Origin of the sequence: Lentibacillus sp. CBA3610 (genome assembly GCF_013373365.1) — a bacterium.
Taxonomy (GTDB): Bacteria; Bacillota; Bacilli; order Bacillales; family Amphibacillaceae; genus Lentibacillus.
In genome coordinates this window covers 3496172-3517202 of record NZ_CP035925.1, presented here as the reverse complement: position 1 = coordinate 3517202, position 21031 = coordinate 3496172, and the positions used below count along the sequence as shown (strand labels likewise).

Sequence of the window (21031 nt, the reverse complement as noted above, 5' to 3'; positions counted from 1 at the left end):
CACTTCATTCCTTTCCATGATTTAAAAGTTCAATCTGGATTGCCCGCCATCTACCGAAATTGTCGACCCTACGATCCAGGAAGCCTCATCAGATGCTAAAAAAACCGCCGCATCCGCTATCTCTCCCGGTGTTCCAAGCCGACCCGCCGGTATCTTCTCCCGGGCATAGTTTTTCAGATAGTCCGGATCACGTTCCAATCGCCGTTCCCACACGTCATTGGGGTGATAGATGGCACCAGGGGCAATGCCAACGACACGCACATTATCCTTAATCACCTCCGTGCTGAATGATTTCGTGAAACTGGTCAATGCGGCCTTGGAGGCATTATATGAAGGTGAACCACCAGCTTCTTTACCATAAATGGATGAAATATTGATAATAACGCCGCTATTGTTTTGGATCATTTTCTGAGCCGCCAGCTGACTTAAGTGAACGGCAGCTATGAAATTCAGCTCCATTGCTTCACCAAATACACGAACCGGCGTATTCAATACGGATTTGCCATGATTGGCTGCTGCATTGTTAACGAGCACATCAATCGTATTAAAGTCCTTGATGAATTCTGTCATCACCCATTCTCTGTCGTCATGTTTTAATAGATCGATTTGGTAGATATTTTGAATGCCTAATTCATTTTTTGTCTGTATGAGTTCACTATAGCTTCTGGCTGCAATGCCAATGTGCGCGCCTTCAGCAAGAAATGCCTTTGCAATTGCCTTTCCGATCCCTCTTGTTCCGCCGGTTACCAGCACCTTCTTTCCTTTCAGATTACGTTCCATCCTGCTTCCTCCCAGCAATCAGTACTATCCACTTACTTGCTTTAGATTGTATGAATAAATCCGGGAAGTTGTTAATACGTTTGCAGTAGTGTTTCAGCCAATTTTTGGAGGGACAGTGATGGGAAAAAACGTTTGCTTTTTAGTATCTGAACACCCGTTTTTGGATGCGAGGATTTTTAAAAAAGAAGCCAAAAGTCTGCTGAAACAAGGTTACACCGTCACAATGATTGTACCGAGAAGAAAGGGTTACCTGTTTGATACGGATGGGCGTGTATTCAAGGATACGTTTCTGAATCAGACGTTTAACCATGAAGGTATTAATATCGTGACGTATGAACAGATGCATCTTGAAAAAAACCTTAAAGAACTTTACCATCATCTCCGTTCCGGGGGGCATACCCGCTTTAGTCACCCTTTGACACTGATAGGTACTGAGCAAGCAGCTGATATTTACCATGCACATGAGTTTATGTCATTATATGCAGGGATTGGCATCAAACGGGCGTTAGCGGCAAGCGGGAAGCAATGCCAGCTGATCTATGACAGCCACGAACTGGAGCCCGATCCGCTGGTTAATGAATCCCGCAACACGCAGCATGTTAAAAAACAAATGCTGGAAATTATGTTAAGCGAACTGGACTATATAATAACTGTATCGGAATCCATTAAGGCATGGCACCACACCATAAATCAGGATTTGCCAATCGAGGTGATTTATAATTCTCCCCCTTTGGCAGCTGAGTATAACCCCAACAAGGCCGACACCCCGGAAATTGTCCTCGGATATGAAGGGATCCTGAATCGCAAAAGGGGCAACTTCCAGAAACTGATACGCATATTGCAGTGGTGTAATGAACATTTTCCGGTGAAACTCAAAATCATTGGCGGCGGTAAGCATTTCGAAAAAGATTATCTCAAGCAGCTGGACCTACACTTAAAAAATAAAATTGAATATACTGGCTGGGTAGACTATACAGCCATCCCTGAAGCCATGAAGGACGTTGACATAGGATGGATTGATCTGGATGCAGCGAACTCCCTGAACAACCGCTTTGCAATGCCTAACAAGTTCTTCAGTTATTTGAATAATGGCATCCCGGTTATCGTCAATCAATGCACAGATATGGAAGATTTTATTGACACATATCATTGCGGATATATTGTCAAAAAAAGGCAGGCCACCGCCGGGGATTATGTACAGAAGCTCATCCAGGCGGCATCTGACAGAAGCAAAATCCGGGAGATGGGCCTGTCTGCACGCAACATCATCGCGACCAGGTATAGCTGGGAACACATGGAGAAGCGGCTGTTCACTGTTTATCGTCAATTATCACAAGACTAGGAAAGGATGGTTATCGTGCGGGTATTGCATTTGCCTTATGGCTCGCCAATGATTGAATTGTCCCATGCGCTCGAGTCACAAGGCATTCAATCGACATCATGCTACTTTGATGAACACCCATTTGAATTTAAGCCGGATATTTGTCTGCAGCTGAATACCCTTTCAAATCAGGAACGAAGAAAAAAGGTGAAGCAATTTTTGAAGGAATCGATGCTTCAGTATGACATTTTTCATTTTCATTTCGGTGAAACATTTTTCGCCGACAAGAGCGACCTGAAAATGCTGAAGCGCGCCGGAAAGAAGATGATTGTTCATCATCATGGTTCAGAAATCAGACTTAAATCGGCTGCCCAAACAAATAATCCTTACGTCCGGATAAAACCGGAATGGACCGAAGCGAAAATCAATCAAAATGTTAACATGCTGGCAAAATATAGCGATCACGCTATTGTTCAGGATTATGAATTGGAATCCTATATTAAAAACACTTATAAACATGTCCACGTTATTCCACACACGATTGATGCCAATCAGTATACACCACATTATCCTTCACCTAAAAACACACCTCCCCTTGTTGTACACGCTCCGACATCACGGCATATTAAAGGGACGGAATTTATTCTTAATGCCGTGAACGAATTGAAGCATTCCGGCTTTTCATTCCAATTTCAATTAATTGAAGGTGTCTCGAATGCAGAAGCCAAAAACCTTCTGTCCAGGGCAGATATCGTGATTGATCAGCTGCTGATTGGTGCCAGTGGTTATATCAGCTCAGAGGCCATGGCACATGGAAAGCCGGTCATATGTTATATAAGACCGGACCTTGTATCAAAGTATCCGCGGGAGCTGCCCATCGTCAATGCCAATCCCGATACGATAACCGCTGTTTTAAAAGATCTCCTGCAAAGCCAGGAAAAGTGGAAAGAGCTTGGTGTAAAAGGCAGACAGTATATTGAGAACCATCACCACGCTCCAATAGTGGCAGACCGCTATATTAATATTTATAATAGTTTGTAGAACGATTTTCATACGTTACTAGATAACTCTGTTAAAAAAATTGGAGGAAGCTAAATATAATGGTATAATTTTAAAAGTGGATTAATTTATAATTTTATAGAAAGAAGGAAGGTATCTATGTCTACGCCACGTATCTTAAAATGGATTAGCGGGGGAGCAGAAGCGCTATTGGCCATTCCAGTTTTGGGGGGATCCATTGTCATCGGTTTTCTGTATATCCCGCTTCTCGTAACACTTGCACTCCATATTGTGACACTTGTTCTCACTAAGAAAGAAGGAGGAAATACAGTTGGAAGTATCCTCGGCATTGTCACATCCTGTGTTGCCTGGATTCCGTTTGTCGGGTGGGCCATGCACACGGTTACAGCAATTTTACTGATGATCGATGCATCCAAGCCTGAAGTGCAAAGAACACAACCTGACATTATTGATCAATAAGAAGAGCAATAATACGTTATATCTATATTATTAAAGGGCTTCCCGTAAGCTTTGTTGCTTTTTAACCTTGCAGTCGATAAATAGATAGCAAAAAAGCACAGAAGTAATCAATATCTGTGCTTTTTAACACTATCTATTATACTTGAAGCTTTCCTCAACAATCTGGCTCTTGTGTATGGAAGAGCTTCAGGATTTTCACCTGATGATTGAATAGATTGTTTTATTTTCTATCATTTTGCTTATGACTCTTTGTGGAAAAAATGCAGTCGACAAAACCATAAACACAGGCATTAAACTCCATAAAAAGAATCCCCATTTGTGTGTAATTAAAGATAATACCAAGAAGAAAACAAGCGCTACAATAGAAATATAAACAGAACGTTCTTGATATTTATTCACCTTGCACACTCCCCCTTTAAATAATTAGAATACTTTGCATTAATTGTATATCACGAATAATTCGCCGACCTCTTCATGGGTCTTTAGTCTTATTCCTGTTAGGCGCCCGATTCCGAACAGTCATTTCTGATATTAGCTGGTATCGTATTGTTATATACAAATGTATTTCATTTATTTTAACACATAATGAATTCGTGCCTTCTAAAAACTCAGAAATTTTATTTAATATTTATGGGTGAACATTATAATTATCACATTAAATAGCATTGCAAATAACAAACATTTGGTCGGCCATATCAACTAATGTATATAAATCCTTTCTATTAATTCCTCATTCAATTCCGAACGTTAGTGATCAGTCCAATCGTTTTCACTTACATTTCCATAAGCTATACAGTAAACATCTTATGACGACAGAAATGGGGTTTGACATCATCATGACAGATCATAGCGAATCATTACCGACAGTAGCAGTCGTTGGCCTCGGTAAAATAGGGCTTACGCTAGCTGCTGTTTTTGCCAATCATCGTTACAATGTTTTTGGTGCTGATATCAATCCCGATGTCACAGCATCGGTAAACCAGGGCATATCCCATATTCAAAACGAACCGGGATTGGATGAGTTGGTATGGGCTGCCCATCAAAACAATGCATTGTCAGCTACAACAGCCACCGCTGAGGCCGTCAGTCAAGCAGATACAATCGTTGTGATTGTACCTGTATTAACTGATGAACAGAACCAGATTGATTATCGAATGATTGACCGTGCTGTTGAGGATGTCGCCAATGGCATTCAAAAAGATGCGCTGGTTATTTTTGAAACAACACTGCCGCCAGGGGACACCGAAAATCGATTCGGTAAAATGATAAAGGACATTTCAGGTTTGCGTCCGGGTCGGGATTTCGATCTCGCCTATAGTCCTGAACGGGTTTACTCCAATCAAATTATCCACGATTTGGAGCATTATCCGAAAATTGTTGGCGGCATCAATGAAAAAAGTCTTGAACGCGCTGCAGACTTTTATAAAACTGCACTCGGCTGCGAAATGATCGAAGTGAGTTCCCCGGAAACAGCTGAATTTGCAAAAGTTGCCGAGTGTGTTTATCGCGACGTCAACATTGCGCTTGCCAACGAACTGGCCAGGTTTGCCGAGGATAAAGGTGTCCAGATGACTGAAGTGATAAATGCCAGCAATAGTCAGCCCTACGCCAATATCCATTCGCCCGGAATTGGGGTTGGCGGCCATTGCATTCCAATCTATCCGTATTTTTTCATCAACAAAGGATTAAGTGAAGGTCTTACCCCATTATCGCGAAAAATCAATGACAACATGGCTGATTACGCCATCACCAAAATTGAAGAACGGATTGGGTCGTTAAGCGATAAAAACATTCTCATCTTAGGGTTATCCTATCGCGGAAATGTCAAGGAACCAACCAAATCAACTGCATTAATGCTGATTGATCAGCTCCAGGAAAAGGGAGCAAATCCATTTGTCAATGATCCGTCATTTTCTGACCGTGAAATCAGGCTGTATGACGCCGCGCCACTAGCGTTAAATGATCAGCACTGTTCCGAAATAGATGTTGTTATCCTCCAAGCTTTTCACGATGCATACAACGCTATTGACTTCAGCCATTTCACCAACTGTCAGCTCATTTTAGACGGAAGGAATAAACTGAATCAAAAAGACATCAACCGCCTTGGCATTGCTTATGAAGGAATCGGTAACGAAGGAGGCTTGCCATTTTGACACATCCCGAATGGAATCAAATACCAATGGTTGATTTAAAAGAGGAGTTAACATTGATCAGAACCCCAGTACTTGAGATGATGACAGAAGTATTAGACAGCGGTGACTATATATTGGGGGAAAAAGGAAAGCAATTTGAAAAATTAGCAGCGCAATATGTTGGAGCTTCCTATGGGATTGGCGCAGCAAACGGTACAGATGCTCTGGAACTATCACTGAGGGCGTTGGGTATCGGCCCGGGTGATGATGTCATTACAACGCCGTTCACCTTCTTTGCCACGGCAGAAGCGATTGCACAAGTCGGCGCCAGGCCGGTTTTCGCTGATATCGAGGAAGATACGTACAATATTGACCCGGCCCATGTTGAAGAAGCCATAACCCCAAACACAAAGGCTATCATCGTTGTCCATTTGTATGGCAAAGCTGCTAATATGAAGGAAATTACGCGGATTGCTGAGGACTATGATTTATTTGTGATAGAAGATGCCTGTCAGGCTATTGGTGCTGAATACGATGGGAAGCGGGTCGGTGCGATTGGTGATATTGGCTGCTTCTCCTTCTTCCCGTCCAAAAACCTTGGTGCATTTGGGGATGCCGGACTGGTGACAACTAATCAGGAGGCGGTTTTTGAAAACATCATGCAGCTGCGCAATCATGGCAGCCTGGAAAAATACCATCATGCGGCAATCGGCATGAACAGCAGGCTTGATGAAATACAGGCAGCTTTTTTGCTCGTTAAATTATATTATTTGGACATTTTCCTGCATAAGCGGAAGGAAGCCGCCAACAGATATACCGAGAACCTGCATCCTCTCCTGAAAACACCGTCAATTACTCGAAATAGGGAGCACACCTTTCATCAATATTGCATCGAACTTGATAAACGGGATGAGCTCGCTTCTGCTTTAGACTATAACGGGATTGATTCAGCGATTTATTATCCCGTTCCGCTGCATTTGCAGCCGGCCTTCGATTACCTGGGTTTTAAAAAAGGCGACTTCCCAATCGCTGAAAAAACCGCCGAACGAATCCTGGGCCTTCCAATCCACCCGACACTATCGTTCCAGAAACAAGATTATATTATTAAAACGATAAATGATTTTCTTGAGGACAATGGTTAGGACATGGCCATTGTTCCTCCCTTATTCAAGTGATTTTAAAAAGTCATGCCAGCTGGCAAGGTTTTGCTTGGTGATGCTTTCCTTATGTTCCCGCACATTGTAGACAGTGAAATCCCGATATTGAAATGGTCCATTTTTTAATAACCGGTTCAGGACGCTGACATCTTCATAAAGCCGGCCATCTGCAAAATCTATAACCGGAAAGCCGCCTTCCTTTTTTAAAGAAGAAGTACGATAGACCCGCGGCCCCAACGGAAAACGATAGGACAAAAGGTCTTTTCTCCCTGTGACCTTAGTTCCTCTGGCCATGCCTTTATACTGCACATCATCCTTTAATTGCTTCCATTTTCGTAAATTGCCGTACAATACCGAGACGTCAGCCGAAAGATCAGCCAAATGCTTTTTAATAACGGAAACCGCATCAGGATCAAGCCAATCATCGGCATCGAGCTCCAATATGAAATCAGACGTTACGTGTGGCAATACTGCATTTAAAGCCCTTGCTTTCCCGCCATTCTTTTTGCTGAACAGTTTCACAATTGATTCGTCATGATACCGCTGGAGCCGTTCATAGGTATTGTCCGTTGAGCCGTCATCCATGATTAATACCTGCTCCGGCTGCTCATTCTGCAGGAGACATGACATCACAGCTGTTTCTGCATATCCTTCCATATTATAGGCTGACATGATAATCGAAAGCGTCGGATTCGCCGTGTTCGTTTTTTCCAGCTGATATTTTTGGATAAATTTCTGCTTTTCGATTGTGTTTCTGGAGCTGTTTTTCCTGGCCTGCCGCACCAAACCCTTCCGAAAAATGTTACAGGACGTTTCGGCAGTTGCCAGCCAGCCGGGAAACAATGCCTCCTTGAATGGCAGCTGACGGGATGATAAGAAAGGGTGCTTTTCCAGAAGTGACGTCCTTACCAGTAAAGGCTGCCGGATGACAATATCCCGATTATAAGAAATATCCCCCAACAGGGTCTGTGATCGGTCGAGCTGAAGCGATTGGGGTATTATGTGAGTTGAAAGATAATCAGGACTTTCGAGAAATATCACATACGTACTGTTGATTGTCACGATTGTATCATGCAACGTTTTTCCAAGGTCATGATCCCTGATTGTCACATATCGAATCCGATCAGACCAATCAACGCCGGGCAAATGATTAAAAGAGCTTTCTCCTTCCCGCAAAATAATAACTGACTTCAGTCTGGAGCTAATGCTATTTAGCGAGGATAACGATTTATCGAGCACAGTCTGACTGACATAATCAACCATAATGACGGTTATATCCTTCAACATCAACCCCCAATCTATCAAAAGCTATCTTCCTAATATCTAAGTTGGTAATCCCTATCTACATGAATATGATCTATGACAACTATGTATACCATAAAGATTGTGCAGTTCTCTTAGTAGAAATGCCGATTCACTTCGATAAGCCAAACATAGTATATAGTAATCGATACAAGGCCTTGTTGAGAGCATGACCCATGAATTCACCCTTCGAAAGCCGGCTGACCACCGGCTTTCAATCACCTAAGATAATAGTCTGCAATATGGATTTATTGAAAAACCTTAAACGTGCAAGAACAGTACATCCTTATCTCCTAACTTAAAAACCAAACAGGACGCCTGCTTCTGATTGGAAGCAGGCGTCCTGTTTTATTCATAAGATCAGAAAATATAACATTTCAGATGAAGACTTCAATCTTGAAATCGGCTAATTCGGCGATTTCCTCAAGTCTGACTTCCGGCTTCTGACCTCTGAAAAGACGGTTTCACTCAATATGCAGCCCGTTAAAGTCTAATAAAGCACCATTTTCAACAGGTTCCTCCGGCTTAATTTCACCTTCATACAGCGTATCGCCGGACTGCAGATCAAGTATCATCAGGCGCTGAAAATTGTTCTGATTTTCCGGCCCCGTTAACATGTACACTTTTCCATTAGCGATACGTGTAAACTCTGCTGTCCCATTCACAGGAAGCTCAGTTTCATCTGTAACCTGTTCTGTTTCAACATTGTAATGAATGATATTTCCCTCACCTTCAAAGTATAAGGTCGAATGTTCACGATCAGTAACCCGCTTCCCGGATAATGTTTCAGGGAGATCCAACGTTTTTTGCTCTCCTGTTTCCAGATTATAAACAATGAATTCCTGTGTACCTTCATCAGCAGGTTGTTCCGAATCTATCCCCTGATTATTTTCAGGTCCCCGAGTAATCGGCCGTTTCGTTTTTTCAAATATAATAAACTGATTGGCAGCTGTTATATCCGAATTTGATACGATACTTATATGGATACTGGTATTTTGATCCTGGCTTTCAGTTGACATGAGCGATTCGTTACCATTTATCTCCTGATTCGCGATGTCGAAACTGTAGAGATGCTTTTCACCCCCGCCGTCTTTTGAATAATTTCGTGTGAAAACCTTTAACGCACCATCCATTATTTGCACATCTTCAACGAGTACCTGGGCATACATCGCCCTATTTGGTACCGGCACGGTGAATGATAGTGTTTCGCCACTCTCCTTATCCAAAACGGAAATGTCAAATTCCATATCACTTGATGGACCGCTCACAGACTGGTTGATGACCTCCGTATAAGCGAGCGTATCCTCTGTTTCAAGATAAGACGCGGTATTACGACCTTTTCCGCGCATGAAGCCACGATAGTCTTCCTGCAGTTGATTAGTTCTTTCGTTAAAAGGTCTTGTCTGAAGACCTTCAATAAAAGATTGTTCACTGTCGTATGTTGAACCATCTGAATTCAGCTCCACGAATTCACCCATCCCATTTCCAACCGTATAAGTGCCGTTTATGACAACAGAATCCAATTCATCTTCATCACCGTTTACTGTTTCAATCGTTATGTCCGGCAGGTTGTTTGCCGCCATTGCTGATTGTATATAAAACGTTCCAATGGTCAGAACAACAACCGAAACAATCGCAATTAATCGCCAATAGCGCTTCATTTTATACCGCCTCCTATACCGTTACTTTTTTGTTCAGCAAATAATTACTCAACCAGATGGACATGGCTGTTACGATAATCCCCAGGACAATTTGCAAACCGAGTGATTCGAGCGGATACAAATAGTAATGATTCAGAAAAACCATTGATAAAACAGGTGATAGCATAACAATACCGGAAATCGCGATATACCCAATCCCGAGCAATATTCCTTTCCACTTGAAACTGCGCTCGAATAAAACGGCTGTAAACAGAATCAATACCGCCATAAATCCGGCACCATAGTACAGGACAAATTCAATAAAAGTTTGCGGAATGAGCATTGATAGGTAGTTCCAATCAATAATACGGTCTATTGTCATATCGACTCTAAAATTAACCGGCAGCATCGACTTGAAGATGGTATTTTCCAGCGGCAGAATAATGAGTTGAACCGATATAAGTCCCAGCACCATCAACACAATCGAAGTTGCCTTGGCAAAATAAACATTCAAGCGTGCAGTCGGCAGCATGAGCAGACGATAGATGAATGTGTTTTTTCCGAACCAGTCACGATACCAGATCATGAAAATGTAGAAGATCAATGCTGCAGCACAGATTGCAATCGGCCCCATAAACCAAAGACTCCGGGTAAAATCCAGAAATGACATGGCACCATATTGTTCAACGAATTGAGCGATCGACAGCCCATCTTCCTGAATGGTCTGATTGGCTCTGCCCATGTACTCATTCGTTTTCACAATCACGCCTGCAATCTGTACAATAATCGTCATAGCCACCAGCACGAGATATAGTTTCATAAACCGGCTCAATTCAAAGTTCAAGAGCTTAGCAAAACGATTCATGGCTGATACACCTCCCGCATCACGTCAACAACTGACTTCCCTTCTGTCTCCCTGACTTCTTCACTGTTGAATTGTTTTAAAACTTCCCCTTCATCAAGAAGCACAACCTCATCAATCAAATGCTCAATATCACCGATTTCGTGTGTCGTAATAATCACGCCGCGGTCTTCTACCAGATGGCTTGTGAAAACCTCGGCAATCTGTTCCCGGCTGAAAATGTCGATTCCGGAAAACGGCTCGTCCATCAGTAAATAATCAACGTCAAGTGCAAGCCCAAGCAATAAGTTAACTTTCGCTCGATTCCCTTTGGACAAGCTATTGATTTTTTCATGTTCCTTTAATTTGAAGAAATCGAGCAGTTCGATTGCACGTTCCTGATTCCAGCTGTCATAGAAGTCAGCCATGAACTGCATGGACTCAGCAATCGTCATGTTTGGCTGCATAATGATCGCATCCGGAATGAATGTGATTTTTTCATAGCTATGTTTGTTGATTTTTTCACCACCAATAAGTATCTCGCCGCCATTAAGCGGTGTCAGGTTCATAATCGCATTCAGTATCGTTGTTTTGCCGACACCATTTATCCCGATAATACAGGTGATCTCACCCTTTTCCGCCGTGAACGATACGCCTTTCAGCACTTTTTTGCGCCCGAATTTTTTCTTTATACCATTGACTTCAATCATTTTGAACCTCCTCACCATCACTCGTGCTTTCATATTTTTCTTTAACCAGATCCAGAACTTCATCAACCGGGACATCAATCGAACGGACTGAATGGACAAAATCGTCGACCGCTTCCATGATTAATTCCTGTCTCACCGATTTGAGGACATGTTCATCCTTCGTAATCTTACTCGGTAAATTCCGCTCTGTATAAATCAAACCCGCTTCCTCCATTTCTTTATAAGCCCGTTGTGCGGTATTTGGGTTTATTTTCAATCTGCCGGCCAACTCCCGCCGTGACAGAATTTCCTGGCCCGGCTCAAAAACTCCGGTAGCGATCTGTTCTTTAAAATACCGAATGACCTGTACATAAACCGGGTCCCGCTTATTAAAATTCACATTCATAATCACAGCTCCCATTTCTTCAGATGAATTCATGTGTATTAAATGGTTAATACGCTTTGGTCAAAAAAATGTGTATTAAGTGCGTAATACAGCCTATATGATGTATTATATGATTAATACACTCAGAAGTCAATACCCCTTTTTAATTTAGATTATTGTGATGTATGATTGAGACAGGGTGTTCATCTTCTGTTCATATACAGGTTATATACTTAAGATAGTCAGCGTTTTTACCCTGACAAAAGGAGGTTCGAAATTGGAAAACTATAGTAAGGCTTTACTCAGATTTTCAGCGATTTTCGCTTTTATCGGTGCCTTTATCGGCTCACACATGGCTGGTGCGGGAAGTGCCGCTTTCACAACGGTACATGCCCACATTCTGGTTGTCGGCTGGCTGACATTATTCGCTTGGGCGGTTTACTACAAGATCTTCACACCTGCCCGGACGATCATTGCCACGCTTCATGTCTGGACAGCAATTATTGGTGCAATCGGACTGACATCCGGCATGTGGTTGTATTATTTGCGTCCGTTTAACCTGGCTGACGGATTTGTGACCGCCTTCTTTATTGTCGGCGGTTCGATATTACTTTTAAGTTTCGCTCTTTTTGCCGTGCTGACATTTATGAAGGCAGAGGATGGGAAGTAATAAGTTGAATGTGAACTTGAGCCGATTTTATGAAATCTTGAGCCAATATTTGCAGATGATTACCACTGGGCCGAGCGAATATTTCAAATCCACCAAAGTGATTCAGAAATTATGGACTTGGATTATCTGTTAGATGCATCGAAAAAAGCACAAGTCAATCATATCGTCAAAAATTGGTTGAACTGAAATTTGCCTGTCACCGCACATGACAGGCATTTTTTCATTGCTTCAGTTTTTTGAAATAATCGATGATACCGAGGGCACATATCTGCATATCGAGATTTAGCACGATGTAGACATCATGATCGGTCCGCAGTCCTTTAATCGACAAGTCTCCTTTAACCTGCTCCAGCATGCGTGAAGCCAGTACATCATAAGCTTTTCCCTCCGACATGGCCTCTTCACCTATGTCAACGAAAATATCAAGCCATTCGGATACTTGATCAAGCGCTTGATTAACTTTATCCGTCATGCCGAAATGTCCGTAATAAATCCTGGCCAAATTCATATTCCGAATACGATTGATGGATGCGTGCATGGCATTCGGATCAAAATGGTTCGGCGATGTGGACGGCAAAAAGAAATCGATCCCTTCATCAATCAGCTGCTGATAACGGATGCCAACCGTATCACCTGTGAACAGACCATTACTGAGTGGGTCATAGATACTGAAGTGATGTCTGGAATGCCCGGGTGTATCAAAAAATTCCAATGTACAGTGATCACCAATTTTAAGCGTTTCGCCGTCATCCTTTGTAATCAAACGCTCTTCAGGCACTGGAACAATCGGGTCAAACAACTCACTGAAACTGTCACCGTAAACACCTCTCGCTCCTGCTGCAAGTTTTTTCGGATTCACCAAATGTCTGGCCCCTTTTGGATGGACAATGACAGTTGCGTTCGGACACTCCTGCAGCAATAGACCTGCACCACCTGCATGATCGAGATGTACATGTGTAACGATGATATACGTGACCTCTTCCAACGAAAAACCCAGTTCACCAAGACCTTTTTTGATATATTTCACCGACGGGCTCGGCCCTGTTTCAATCAGTGTCAGTTCTTCCTCATCAATGACATATGTACCGGTGCGCTCCGGTACGCCCAAATCAAATCCATCGATTAAATGAATGCGCTCATCCAGTTGAATCGGCTTTTTATCTTCCATTTCCAGCACGCCCCTCTGCCTTGAAAATTTATTTTCACTATTTTCTTAAATTATACCTGAAATGTGGTGATAACTCGAATAGGCAAAACTAAATTTCTCATTCTCCTGAAATGGCTGATTGTCAATTTTCCAAAAGTGAAATGTTTGTTTTTAAGATCCGTGACATACTGAAAACGGAAATTCAGTCAATTATTCCAAAAACTCATTTTCATTTAAAAATACCATGATCCCATCCATTAGCCCATCTGCTAAAGGAAGATCTGAATTGCCATAAGTCTCCATATTATTTTGTTCATCTTCCGGTGCTTCTTTTAACACATGATTCATCTTTTCAAGTAAGATTTTTTCGGAATCCGGTTTGGCGTCATGCAGTAATTCTGCTTCACTGGATGGAACCTGCAAATCACGGCCACCACCGGCAATCAATACCGGCATGTCAAGTTCAGCAATCTCCTCAGCCGGATCATACTGCATCCAGGACGCCATAAAGGATTGCGCGGACGGCCTGAAGACACTTTGCAGTTCCTGACTTACACCCTGCACTTCTTCTCCCTGCTGAAGTTTTTCCATTATGACATCAACTTCATCCAGCAGATCCCCTGACAATTGAGCTTCCAATTGGCCATAGAGGACTTCGTCAATCGAACGTCCGGCTCCGGCAAGCGAAATAAAAGCATCAGCATTACTCTCTTGAGCAGCCAGCATGCCAACCAGGGCGCCCTGACTGTGACCGATAATGCCAACATGGGAATAGTCTTCTTCCTGTTCCAGAAGCTCGGTCCAGTTCACGGCATCATTCACAAACTGATTGAAATGAAGCTCATTTTCCGGAATGGCTGCTTCCAGATTATTGCCGACTCCACGTTTATCATAGCGTACACTGGCTATTCCGTGTTCAGCCAATCCTTCAGCAAGCAGCTTGAGGCTGTTATTATTTCCCGGAATTCCACTTGAATTACCATCGCGATCAGTTGGTCCTGACCCGGGAATAATCAGCATGACAGGAAAAGGTCCTTCCCCATCCGGTTTTTCCAGTTCACCATAAAGTGTCCCTTCATCGGTTTCCACACTTAATAAATCTGCTTCACTTTCTTCCACCCGTCCACCCTTTGTTAAATTAAATGGAAAGGTCTGGCCATGCTGGGTAAAGTCACCTTCAATCGTTTCATCCTTGTATTCACCGTCAAATGAAATCTGCTGTCCCTGTATTTCCATGAAAAAGGCAACATCCGTACCATTAACAGTAATTGATGATAGCGGATAATCCTGGAGGCCTTGGACCGGAATGCTGATGGTTCCGTTCCATTCATCGTCGTTATTAAGGTTTACAATAATGTCAAGCGGCTGACTGGGAATTTCAATCGACCCTGTCCATTCGCCGTTCAAGTCGGTCTCATCATTACCTTCTTCCCCATCACGGCATCCGGCAGCCACCATTAATATAACAATCACTAAGCACAAAATACGGACCGTTTTTTTCATGGAACTCCTCCTCGTCTACCTTTCATACGATCATTAACCCTTAAATGTTTCACGAAAGCTGAACCGCGCAAAACCCGGCAGCTACAGGATAAATGATACAAGCCATGGTGCTGCATACAACGTCATAAATTGTACACCATAATTAACACCTTTTCGATGGAGAAACCCGGCAACCAGACCGATCACCAATACGCCGGCAATATTCAGTACACCAGCATCCATATAGGCCAGCATCAGGACAAGCCCGAAAAACAGCCCAAGCATAGCCTCGTGCGGAATATATTTAAAAACAAACGCACATATTTGCTGCGCGTACTTGATCGTAACAAAAAACGTTATACTGATCGCAATAACAGCACCTATCAACGTCGCCAGCACAAAATCATTCATCGATAAAATATGATGCAGATTATGCTCATACGTGAAAACCGGTGGTGCGTTAAATAAGGCATGTCCGGGGCCCAAAGCAGTTGGAGAAAGCGGGTAACCAATTGCGATCAGCGGAACCAGGGTACCAGCGAGATAGGCCGCATTTGTCAGCCCGTCCATGCTGGAAATCGCCCGGGATGCCCGTTTCACCGGCTCTTTGATGCGGCTGGCTATCGTTTCACCGAGAAAGATCGTCATGCCAACCGGTGTCATGAAAAAAGTTACAACGCCAAATACCGAACTAACCGCACTCGAAATCGTTTCGTTTTTATCCAGAATTTTAAACGGATTCGGAAAGCCCTTTTCCGCCTTCGTTTTGCGCATCGAAATTTCTTTCGTACCATAACGCGGCAGACTTCTTCTGATCCGTCCATTCAACAGTTCGAACAATTTTAAAATCACGGGACCGATTGTGATGCCGAGGAAAAATGACGTGAAAACGGTCGTATCTTCGGGCACAATATTAAGCTCCCAGTATAAATTCCTTAACCCTTGAATGATGAAAGCAAATGGAACAATCGACAATATGGCAAACCAGCGATTTTTTGTCATCAAGGCCAGAAAAATCGCCCCGAAGAAAAATATCTGACTTGAATACTGCTCGATAACATCAGCCAACGGGACCAGTGCAGTTGCCAGCAATAGACTCAGCGGGATTGAAATAATTGTTCCAATGACTGAGCCGGAAGCCATTTTGCGGATACTCACATCGGGCATGCCATGTTTTTTTAGAACCATGGCGTGTTCAACCATTGGCGCAGACATAACGCCCCCCGGGATACCAGCGAGCGCAACCGGGATGGAGTCGGTCAATTTTTTTGCGACAATCGCTGCAATAAAAAATGTCAAAATAAGAATCGGCTCAAGGCCAGAAATCACCAGAACCAGCGTAACCGGTGCCAAAACGGCCGTTTCATCCGTACCCGGTGCGATTCCAATGATGGTATATAATCCTGCCCCTAGAATCGCCACTACAACCATTTGTAAAATTAATACAATATCCATTCTGCCTACTCCTCATCTGTATAACCGAATTGCCGTTTTGGTTTTATAATAATGCTGCTGATAATGAAACCCACCACTGCACCGATCAGCCCGAATATAAGCGGTTGCTGATCCTCAGGTGCCACTAAATAACCGCCGAGTGACGTCAAACTGCAAATAGTCAGACTTAATACCAAATCCTTTATATTGACAAGATCTTCCCATACTTCTATGTTTTCTTTTTTATTTTCCTGTGACAATGTATAACAGCTCCTTATAGGTGATATTAAGCTTCAACAAAAAGCCATATGCCAAAGTGTGAAGTGAACATATCCTTCATGACATTAAATTATACCTATTCAACATTGTTTAAGAAAGTATGGGGTCAGATCCCTCTTTTGACTACAATCGAAATAAGTTTGAAAAAAGGGGCATTTCCAACAGAAAAAAATTTTTTATTTTCATGCCCCGTTCACTTCGATTGTAGGAGTGAAAGAAGGAATTAGAAGGCGAGCCCGGCTGGTTGCTGCGCGAAATTAGAGCTTCGTTGCGCGAAATTGGGACTTCATCGCGCGATATTTTCGGTTCCCGCGCGAATTCACTTTGCTGAAGCACGTAAAAAATGGCAATAAACGAACCAATCATTCAATACATAATCCATTCCTTTTATCCCAAAATAACAAGGAATACTTTTAGGAGGTTATCTTGATGCAAAACCAGCAGCAAAATTTCACGGACACAACACAACTGCCCCCGCAACAGCACTATGGCGGTCATGACATGTTTGATGGACATGAAGCTTTATCAGCTCTGACCGGTGCAATGGATCAATGCGTGTTGTATGAGCAACATATCCAGGACCCGGAATTGCAGACGATGTCACAGAAACATCGGGCTTTTTGCAGCCAGCTTTACAATACCATTGTTGATACGTATCAATCAGGACAGGATCCTGCTGTCGATACACAATCCTATAAAATGGATCAGAGCAACAATGTCGTTTATGGTATGCAACCCCCGACACAGCCGTCCACACCTGCTCAATCGGTAAGTGATTTAAATGACGAAAAAATTTCCGGCTTCATAATGAGCGGGTTAAAATCTGCAGCTTCTTCATTTACAACAGCTGCATCAGAAATGACCAACCCGGTTATGCGTCGTGTACTGGCAGATAGTGTCCCGAACTTAATTGAAATGGCCTATGAAGTATTCCTATATCAAAACAAGAACCAATATTATCAAGTGCCACAGCTGCAGCAGCAGGACATGCAAGCATTCCAGCAAAGCTATGCCCCTGCACAAGGCACAATGCCGCATTAAGCAGAAGGCACAATCAGAGATCAAATGCGTTGGAATCGGCGAAGGAGCCGGTTCCTTCTTTTTGGAAGGGACAAAGGATCAGACCCCCAAAAAACCCGCCTATTCTCGATGCACAGGCGGGTTTTTCTTTTCGTCAGTCAAGCATCCGGTTATTTTCATCAACGGTCATAACGCGTGCTGGTCTGGAGATATCATCAACATCATATGATCCATCCCCATCACAAACACTGCATTTATATTGCCAACCCTCATCATCGGAAAGCAAACCCGATCCTTCACAGGCTTTGCATGTATTATCACGAGCCACGATTCATCCTCCTATCTGTTGCCGGTCTTTTGCCCAGTTAATAATACCGCCTTTCAGCATAATCTCAATTTGACGCTCGGAAAGGCTGTGTTTCACATTGATTTGTTCATCCTTATCTTTTACATCAATTGAAAATTCATTCCCCTGCTGAATTTTGTTCCTTAAATCAGAAAGCACCAAAACATCACCGGCTGAAAGTAAATCGTAATCCGCTTCATTCGAAAATGTCAGTGGCAAAACACCAAAATTCACGAGATTTTGCCAATGGATTCGGGCAAAGTCCTTAACCAGCGCCACACGGAGGCCTAAGTATCTTGGTGCAAGCGCCGCGTGTTCACGGCTGGATCCCTGGCCATAGTTGAATCCGCCTACTACCGCATGACCGCCCTCATCGACGGTTGCCTTTCCGCGTTTGTAGTACGTATCGTCAATGATTTCAAACGTAAATTTACTGATTTCCGGCAAATTGCTTCGATATGGAAGCACACGTGCACCACCGGCCAAAATTTCGTCAGTGGAAATGTTATCGTCCATTTTCAAGAGTACCGGCAGCTCCATCCGATCAGCCATTTCATCCATTTTCGGAATGGATGCGATATTCGGCCCCTTTTGCAATTCAACATTTTTCGCCTGTTCATAAGGCAGTGGTTCATCCAGTAAATCCATATTAGCTTTCTCAGGCTTTGGCTCTTTTATTTTCGGATAATCCAGCTCCAGTGTGCGCGGATCGGTAATCTGACCTGTCAATGCTGATGCTGCCGCTGTCTCCGGACTGCATAGGAAAACACTGTCTTCCCGTGTCCCGGAACGGCCAGGGAAATTTCTCGGTGTCGTACGCAGGCTATTCCTTCCTGTAGCCGGTGCCTGCCCCATACCAATACAGCCGTTGCATCCAGCCTGGTGCATCCGTCCGCCCGACTGAAGCAAGCTTGCAACATGACTGTCCTTCACCAAATTTGTCAGCATTTGTCTTGATGTCGGGTTAATATCAAATGACACCCCATCGGCAATATGCTGGCCGTTAACCATTTCGGCAGCTATTGCAAAATCGCGATACCCCGGATTGGCGGATGATCCGATATATGACTGATAAATTGGTGTTCCGGCAAGTTCCCGGACGGTCACAACGTTTCCGGGGCTGGATGGTTTGGCAATCAACGGTTCCAGTTCCGAAAGATCCACTTCTTCCAAAACATCATATGTGGCATTTTTATCAGCAGTCAGCTCAACCCAGTCGTCTTCACGATCCTGGGTCTTCAGGAACCGTTTCACTTCTTTGTCAGATGGAAAAACCGTACCTGTCGCACCAAGTTCAGCCCCCATATTGGCAATGACGTGGCGATCCATGGCACTTAAATTTTCAACACCCGGGCCAAAATACTCCATGACAAATCCGACCCCGCCTTTCACATCATGGCGGCGCAGAAGTTCAAGGATGACATCTTTAGCACTGACCCAATCCGGAAGCTCTCCGGTCAGTTTGATCCCCCAAACTTTCGGCATTTTGACATAAAATGGTTCACCCGCAATGGCCATGGCCACATCAATGCCGCCTGCACCCATGGCAAGCATTCCCATACAACCATTGGCACACGTATGACTGTCAGATCCAAGCAGTGTTTGTCCCGGTTTGGCCAGCCGCTGCATATGTACAGGATGACTGACACCATTACCCGGTCTGGAATGATACAGTCCGAACCTCTCTGTCGCACTTTGCAGAAATAAGTGATCGTCAGGGTTTTTACTGTCTTCCTGAATCAGGTTGTGATCAACATATTGTGCGGAGGCCTCGGTTTTTGCCCGATCCAACTCCATCGCTTCAAGTTCAAGCATGACCAGTGTACCGGTGGCATCCTGCGTCAGCGTCTGATCAATTTTCAGACCAACCTCCTCACCCGGGGTCATCTCACCAGTAACGAGATGGTCTTTTATCAATTTCTGGGTCATATTCAATGGCATTAAAATCCTCCTTACCGGTTACGTTCAATTATTTTTTATACAAACGTATACGTTGTTAGTATATGAAAAAGTTGTATAATTATTTGCAGAGACTGGTGAATCTTTTCAGGATTTCCAGCGTATTACTTAGGGTAACGATTGCAGGGGGAGATGGAAAAAATGAATAACCACGAAATTGATTACGAAATCCACGGCGATGATATGCAGTTTGTTGAGGTTGAACTTGACCCTCAGGAAACAGTCATTGCTGAAGCCGGCAGTCTGATGATGATGGATGAACACATCGGGATGGAAACGATTTTTGGTGATGGGTCATCCAATCAGGGGAGCGGACTGATGGGTAAGCTTATAGGAGCCGGCAAACGTGTTATCACAGGTGAGAGCCTGTTCATGACGACTTTTACAAATGAAGGGACCGGCAAAAAACATGTATCATTTGCTTCCCCTTATCCAGGCAAGATTATGCCGATGGATTTGAGTGATATGAACGGGAAAATCATTTGCCAGAAAGATGCTTTTCTGGCTGCCGCAAAAGGCGTATCAGTTGGCGTTGAATTTCAGAAAAAAGCTGGCGTCGGATTTTTCGGCGGCGAAGGATTTATCATGCAAAAACTGGAGGGCGACGGGATGGCGTTTGTTCATGCCGGCGGGACGATGCATAAAAAGGAACTCGCCCCAGATGAAACATTGCGGGTGGATACCGGCTGCCTTGTTGCGATGACGAGCGACATTAATTATGATGTTGCATTTGTTGGTGGTGTCAAAACGGCTTTGTTCGGCGGTGAAGGGCTGTTTTTTGCAACATTGCGCGGACCCGGAACCGTATGGGTGCAGTCACTCCCATTCAGCCGCCTGGCGAGCCGTGTATTTGCTTCAGCCCCACAGGAAGGCGGCTCCGATAAAGGCGAAGGAAGTATCGCCGGCGGATTATATAATCTGTTCGGCGGGGACAGACGCTAACAGAATTTACATCAGCTAAACAGATA

The 21031-nt window shown here is 43.6% G+C and carries 21 protein-coding genes; 8 read left to right on the top strand and 13 right to left on the bottom strand.

All coding sequences use genetic code 11. From position 1 onward, the window contains the following. Positions 1-21: 21 nt before the first annotated feature. On the bottom strand, positions 22-780 hold the full coding sequence (locus Len3610_RS17475) for an SDR family NAD(P)-dependent oxidoreductase (protein WP_176449071.1): 759 nt from the start codon (positions 778-780) through the stop codon (positions 22-24). 118 nt (positions 781-898) lie between these two features. Here Len3610_RS17475 and Len3610_RS17470 point away from each other — a divergent pair, with 118 nt between their 5' ends. The 3 genes from Len3610_RS17470 (at position 899) to Len3610_RS17460 (ending at position 3580) form a co-directional block, all read left to right on the top strand. Then, on the top strand, positions 899-2122 hold the full coding sequence (locus Len3610_RS17470; protein ID WP_176449070.1) for a glycosyltransferase: 1224 nt from the start codon (positions 899-901) through the stop codon (positions 2120-2122). Between the two features lie 15 nt (positions 2123-2137). Continuing rightward, positions 2138-3142, top strand: a complete 1005-nt coding sequence (locus tag Len3610_RS17465; RefSeq protein WP_176449069.1) for a glycosyltransferase family 4 protein — start codon at positions 2138-2140, stop codon at positions 3140-3142. A 117-nt stretch (positions 3143-3259) separates the two neighbouring features. Beyond that, positions 3260-3580, top strand: a complete 321-nt coding sequence (locus tag Len3610_RS17460) for a hypothetical protein (protein WP_176449068.1) — start codon at positions 3260-3262, stop codon at positions 3578-3580. 195 nt (positions 3581-3775) lie between these two features. Here Len3610_RS17460 and Len3610_RS17455 read toward each other — a convergent pair whose 3' ends face one another. Further along, on the bottom strand, positions 3776-3979 hold the full coding sequence (locus Len3610_RS17455) for a hypothetical protein (RefSeq protein ID WP_176449067.1): 204 nt from the start codon (positions 3977-3979) through the stop codon (positions 3776-3778). Positions 3980-4416: 437 nt separating this feature from the next. On the opposite strand from Len3610_RS17455, the gene Len3610_RS17450 reads away from it, so the two are divergent. Beyond that, entirely contained in the window at positions 4417-5733 is a 1317-nt protein-coding gene (locus Len3610_RS17450) for a nucleotide sugar dehydrogenase (RefSeq protein WP_255259673.1), read from the top strand. Continuing rightward, positions 5730-6854, top strand: coding sequence for a DegT/DnrJ/EryC1/StrS family aminotransferase (locus Len3610_RS17445; RefSeq protein ID WP_255259672.1), 1125 nt, complete (start codon positions 5730-5732; stop codon positions 6852-6854). The genes Len3610_RS17450 and Len3610_RS17445 overlap by 4 nt, the downstream gene beginning before the upstream one ends. A 21-nt stretch (positions 6855-6875) precedes the next feature. Here the strand turns inward: Len3610_RS17445 and Len3610_RS17440 are convergent, their stop codons facing one another. The 5 genes from Len3610_RS17440 to Len3610_RS17420 form a co-directional block, all read right to left on the bottom strand. Continuing rightward, positions 6876-8174 (bottom strand): glycosyltransferase family 2 protein, encoded by a 1299-nt coding sequence (locus Len3610_RS17440; protein WP_255259671.1) that lies wholly within the window; start codon positions 8172-8174, stop codon positions 6876-6878. 461 nt (positions 8175-8635) lie between these two features. Continuing rightward, entirely contained in the window at positions 8636-9832 is a 1197-nt protein-coding gene (locus Len3610_RS17435; RefSeq protein ID WP_176449066.1) for a hypothetical protein, read from the bottom strand. Positions 9833-9845: 13 nt separating this feature from the next. Next, positions 9846-10676, bottom strand: a complete 831-nt coding sequence (locus Len3610_RS17430; RefSeq protein WP_176449065.1) for a hypothetical protein — start codon at positions 10674-10676, stop codon at positions 9846-9848. Beyond that, positions 10673-11362 carry an ABC transporter ATP-binding protein gene (locus Len3610_RS17425; protein ID WP_176449064.1) on the bottom strand — a complete coding sequence of 230 codons (690 nt, stop codon included), beginning with the start codon at positions 11360-11362 and terminating at the stop codon, positions 10673-10675. The genes Len3610_RS17430 and Len3610_RS17425 overlap by 4 nt, the downstream gene beginning before the upstream one ends. Continuing rightward, complete coding sequence (locus Len3610_RS17420; RefSeq protein ID WP_176449063.1) at positions 11355-11747, bottom strand: GntR family transcriptional regulator; 393 nt, start codon at positions 11745-11747, stop codon at positions 11355-11357. The genes Len3610_RS17425 and Len3610_RS17420 overlap by 8 nt, the downstream gene beginning before the upstream one ends. A 256-nt stretch (positions 11748-12003) precedes the next feature. Between Len3610_RS17420 and Len3610_RS17415 the strand changes: the two genes are divergently transcribed. Continuing rightward, the gene (locus Len3610_RS17415; protein ID WP_176449062.1) at positions 12004-12396 is read left to right on the top strand and encodes a hypothetical protein; all 393 of its coding nucleotides are present in this window, start codon (positions 12004-12006) and stop codon (positions 12394-12396) included. Between the two features lie 220 nt (positions 12397-12616). On the opposite strand, the gene Len3610_RS17410 is transcribed toward Len3610_RS17415, so the two are convergent. The 4 genes from Len3610_RS17410 to Len3610_RS17395 form a co-directional block, all read right to left on the bottom strand. Continuing rightward, a complete protein-coding gene (locus tag Len3610_RS17410) occupies positions 12617-13564 on the bottom strand; it encodes an MBL fold metallo-hydrolase (protein ID WP_176449061.1) in 948 nt (315 codons plus the stop codon). Between the two features lie 189 nt (positions 13565-13753). Beyond that, positions 13754-15046, bottom strand: coding sequence for an alpha/beta hydrolase (locus tag Len3610_RS17405; RefSeq protein WP_176449060.1), 1293 nt, complete (start codon positions 15044-15046; stop codon positions 13754-13756). 81 nt (positions 15047-15127) lie between these two features. Next, the gene (locus Len3610_RS17400) at positions 15128-16480 is read right to left on the bottom strand and encodes a tripartite tricarboxylate transporter permease (protein ID WP_176449059.1); all 1353 of its coding nucleotides are present in this window, start codon (positions 16478-16480) and stop codon (positions 15128-15130) included. A 5-nt stretch (positions 16481-16485) separates the two neighbouring features. After that, entirely contained in the window at positions 16486-16719 is a 234-nt protein-coding gene (locus Len3610_RS17395; RefSeq protein WP_176449058.1) for a hypothetical protein, read from the bottom strand. A gap of 448 nt (positions 16720-17167) precedes the next feature. Between Len3610_RS17395 and Len3610_RS17390 the strand changes: the two genes are divergently transcribed. After that, on the top strand, positions 17168-17779 hold the full coding sequence (locus tag Len3610_RS17390) for a spore coat protein (protein ID WP_176449057.1): 612 nt from the start codon (positions 17168-17170) through the stop codon (positions 17777-17779). Positions 17780-17912: 133 nt separating this feature from the next. Here the strand turns inward: Len3610_RS17390 and Len3610_RS17385 are convergent, their stop codons facing one another. Continuing rightward, on the bottom strand, positions 17913-18086 hold the full coding sequence (locus Len3610_RS17385; protein WP_176449056.1) for a hypothetical protein: 174 nt from the start codon (positions 18084-18086) through the stop codon (positions 17913-17915). A gap of 3 nt (positions 18087-18089) precedes the next feature. Then, the gene (locus Len3610_RS17380; RefSeq protein ID WP_176449055.1) at positions 18090-20045 is read right to left on the bottom strand and encodes an aconitate hydratase; all 1956 of its coding nucleotides are present in this window, start codon (positions 20043-20045) and stop codon (positions 18090-18092) included. Between the two features lie 159 nt (positions 20046-20204). Between Len3610_RS17380 and Len3610_RS17375 the strand changes: the two genes are divergently transcribed. After that, positions 20205-21005: a TIGR00266 family protein gene (locus Len3610_RS17375; RefSeq protein WP_176449054.1), complete on the top strand. Its 801-nt coding sequence runs from the start codon at positions 20205-20207 to the stop codon at positions 21003-21005. Positions 21006-21031 lie beyond the last annotated feature (26 nt).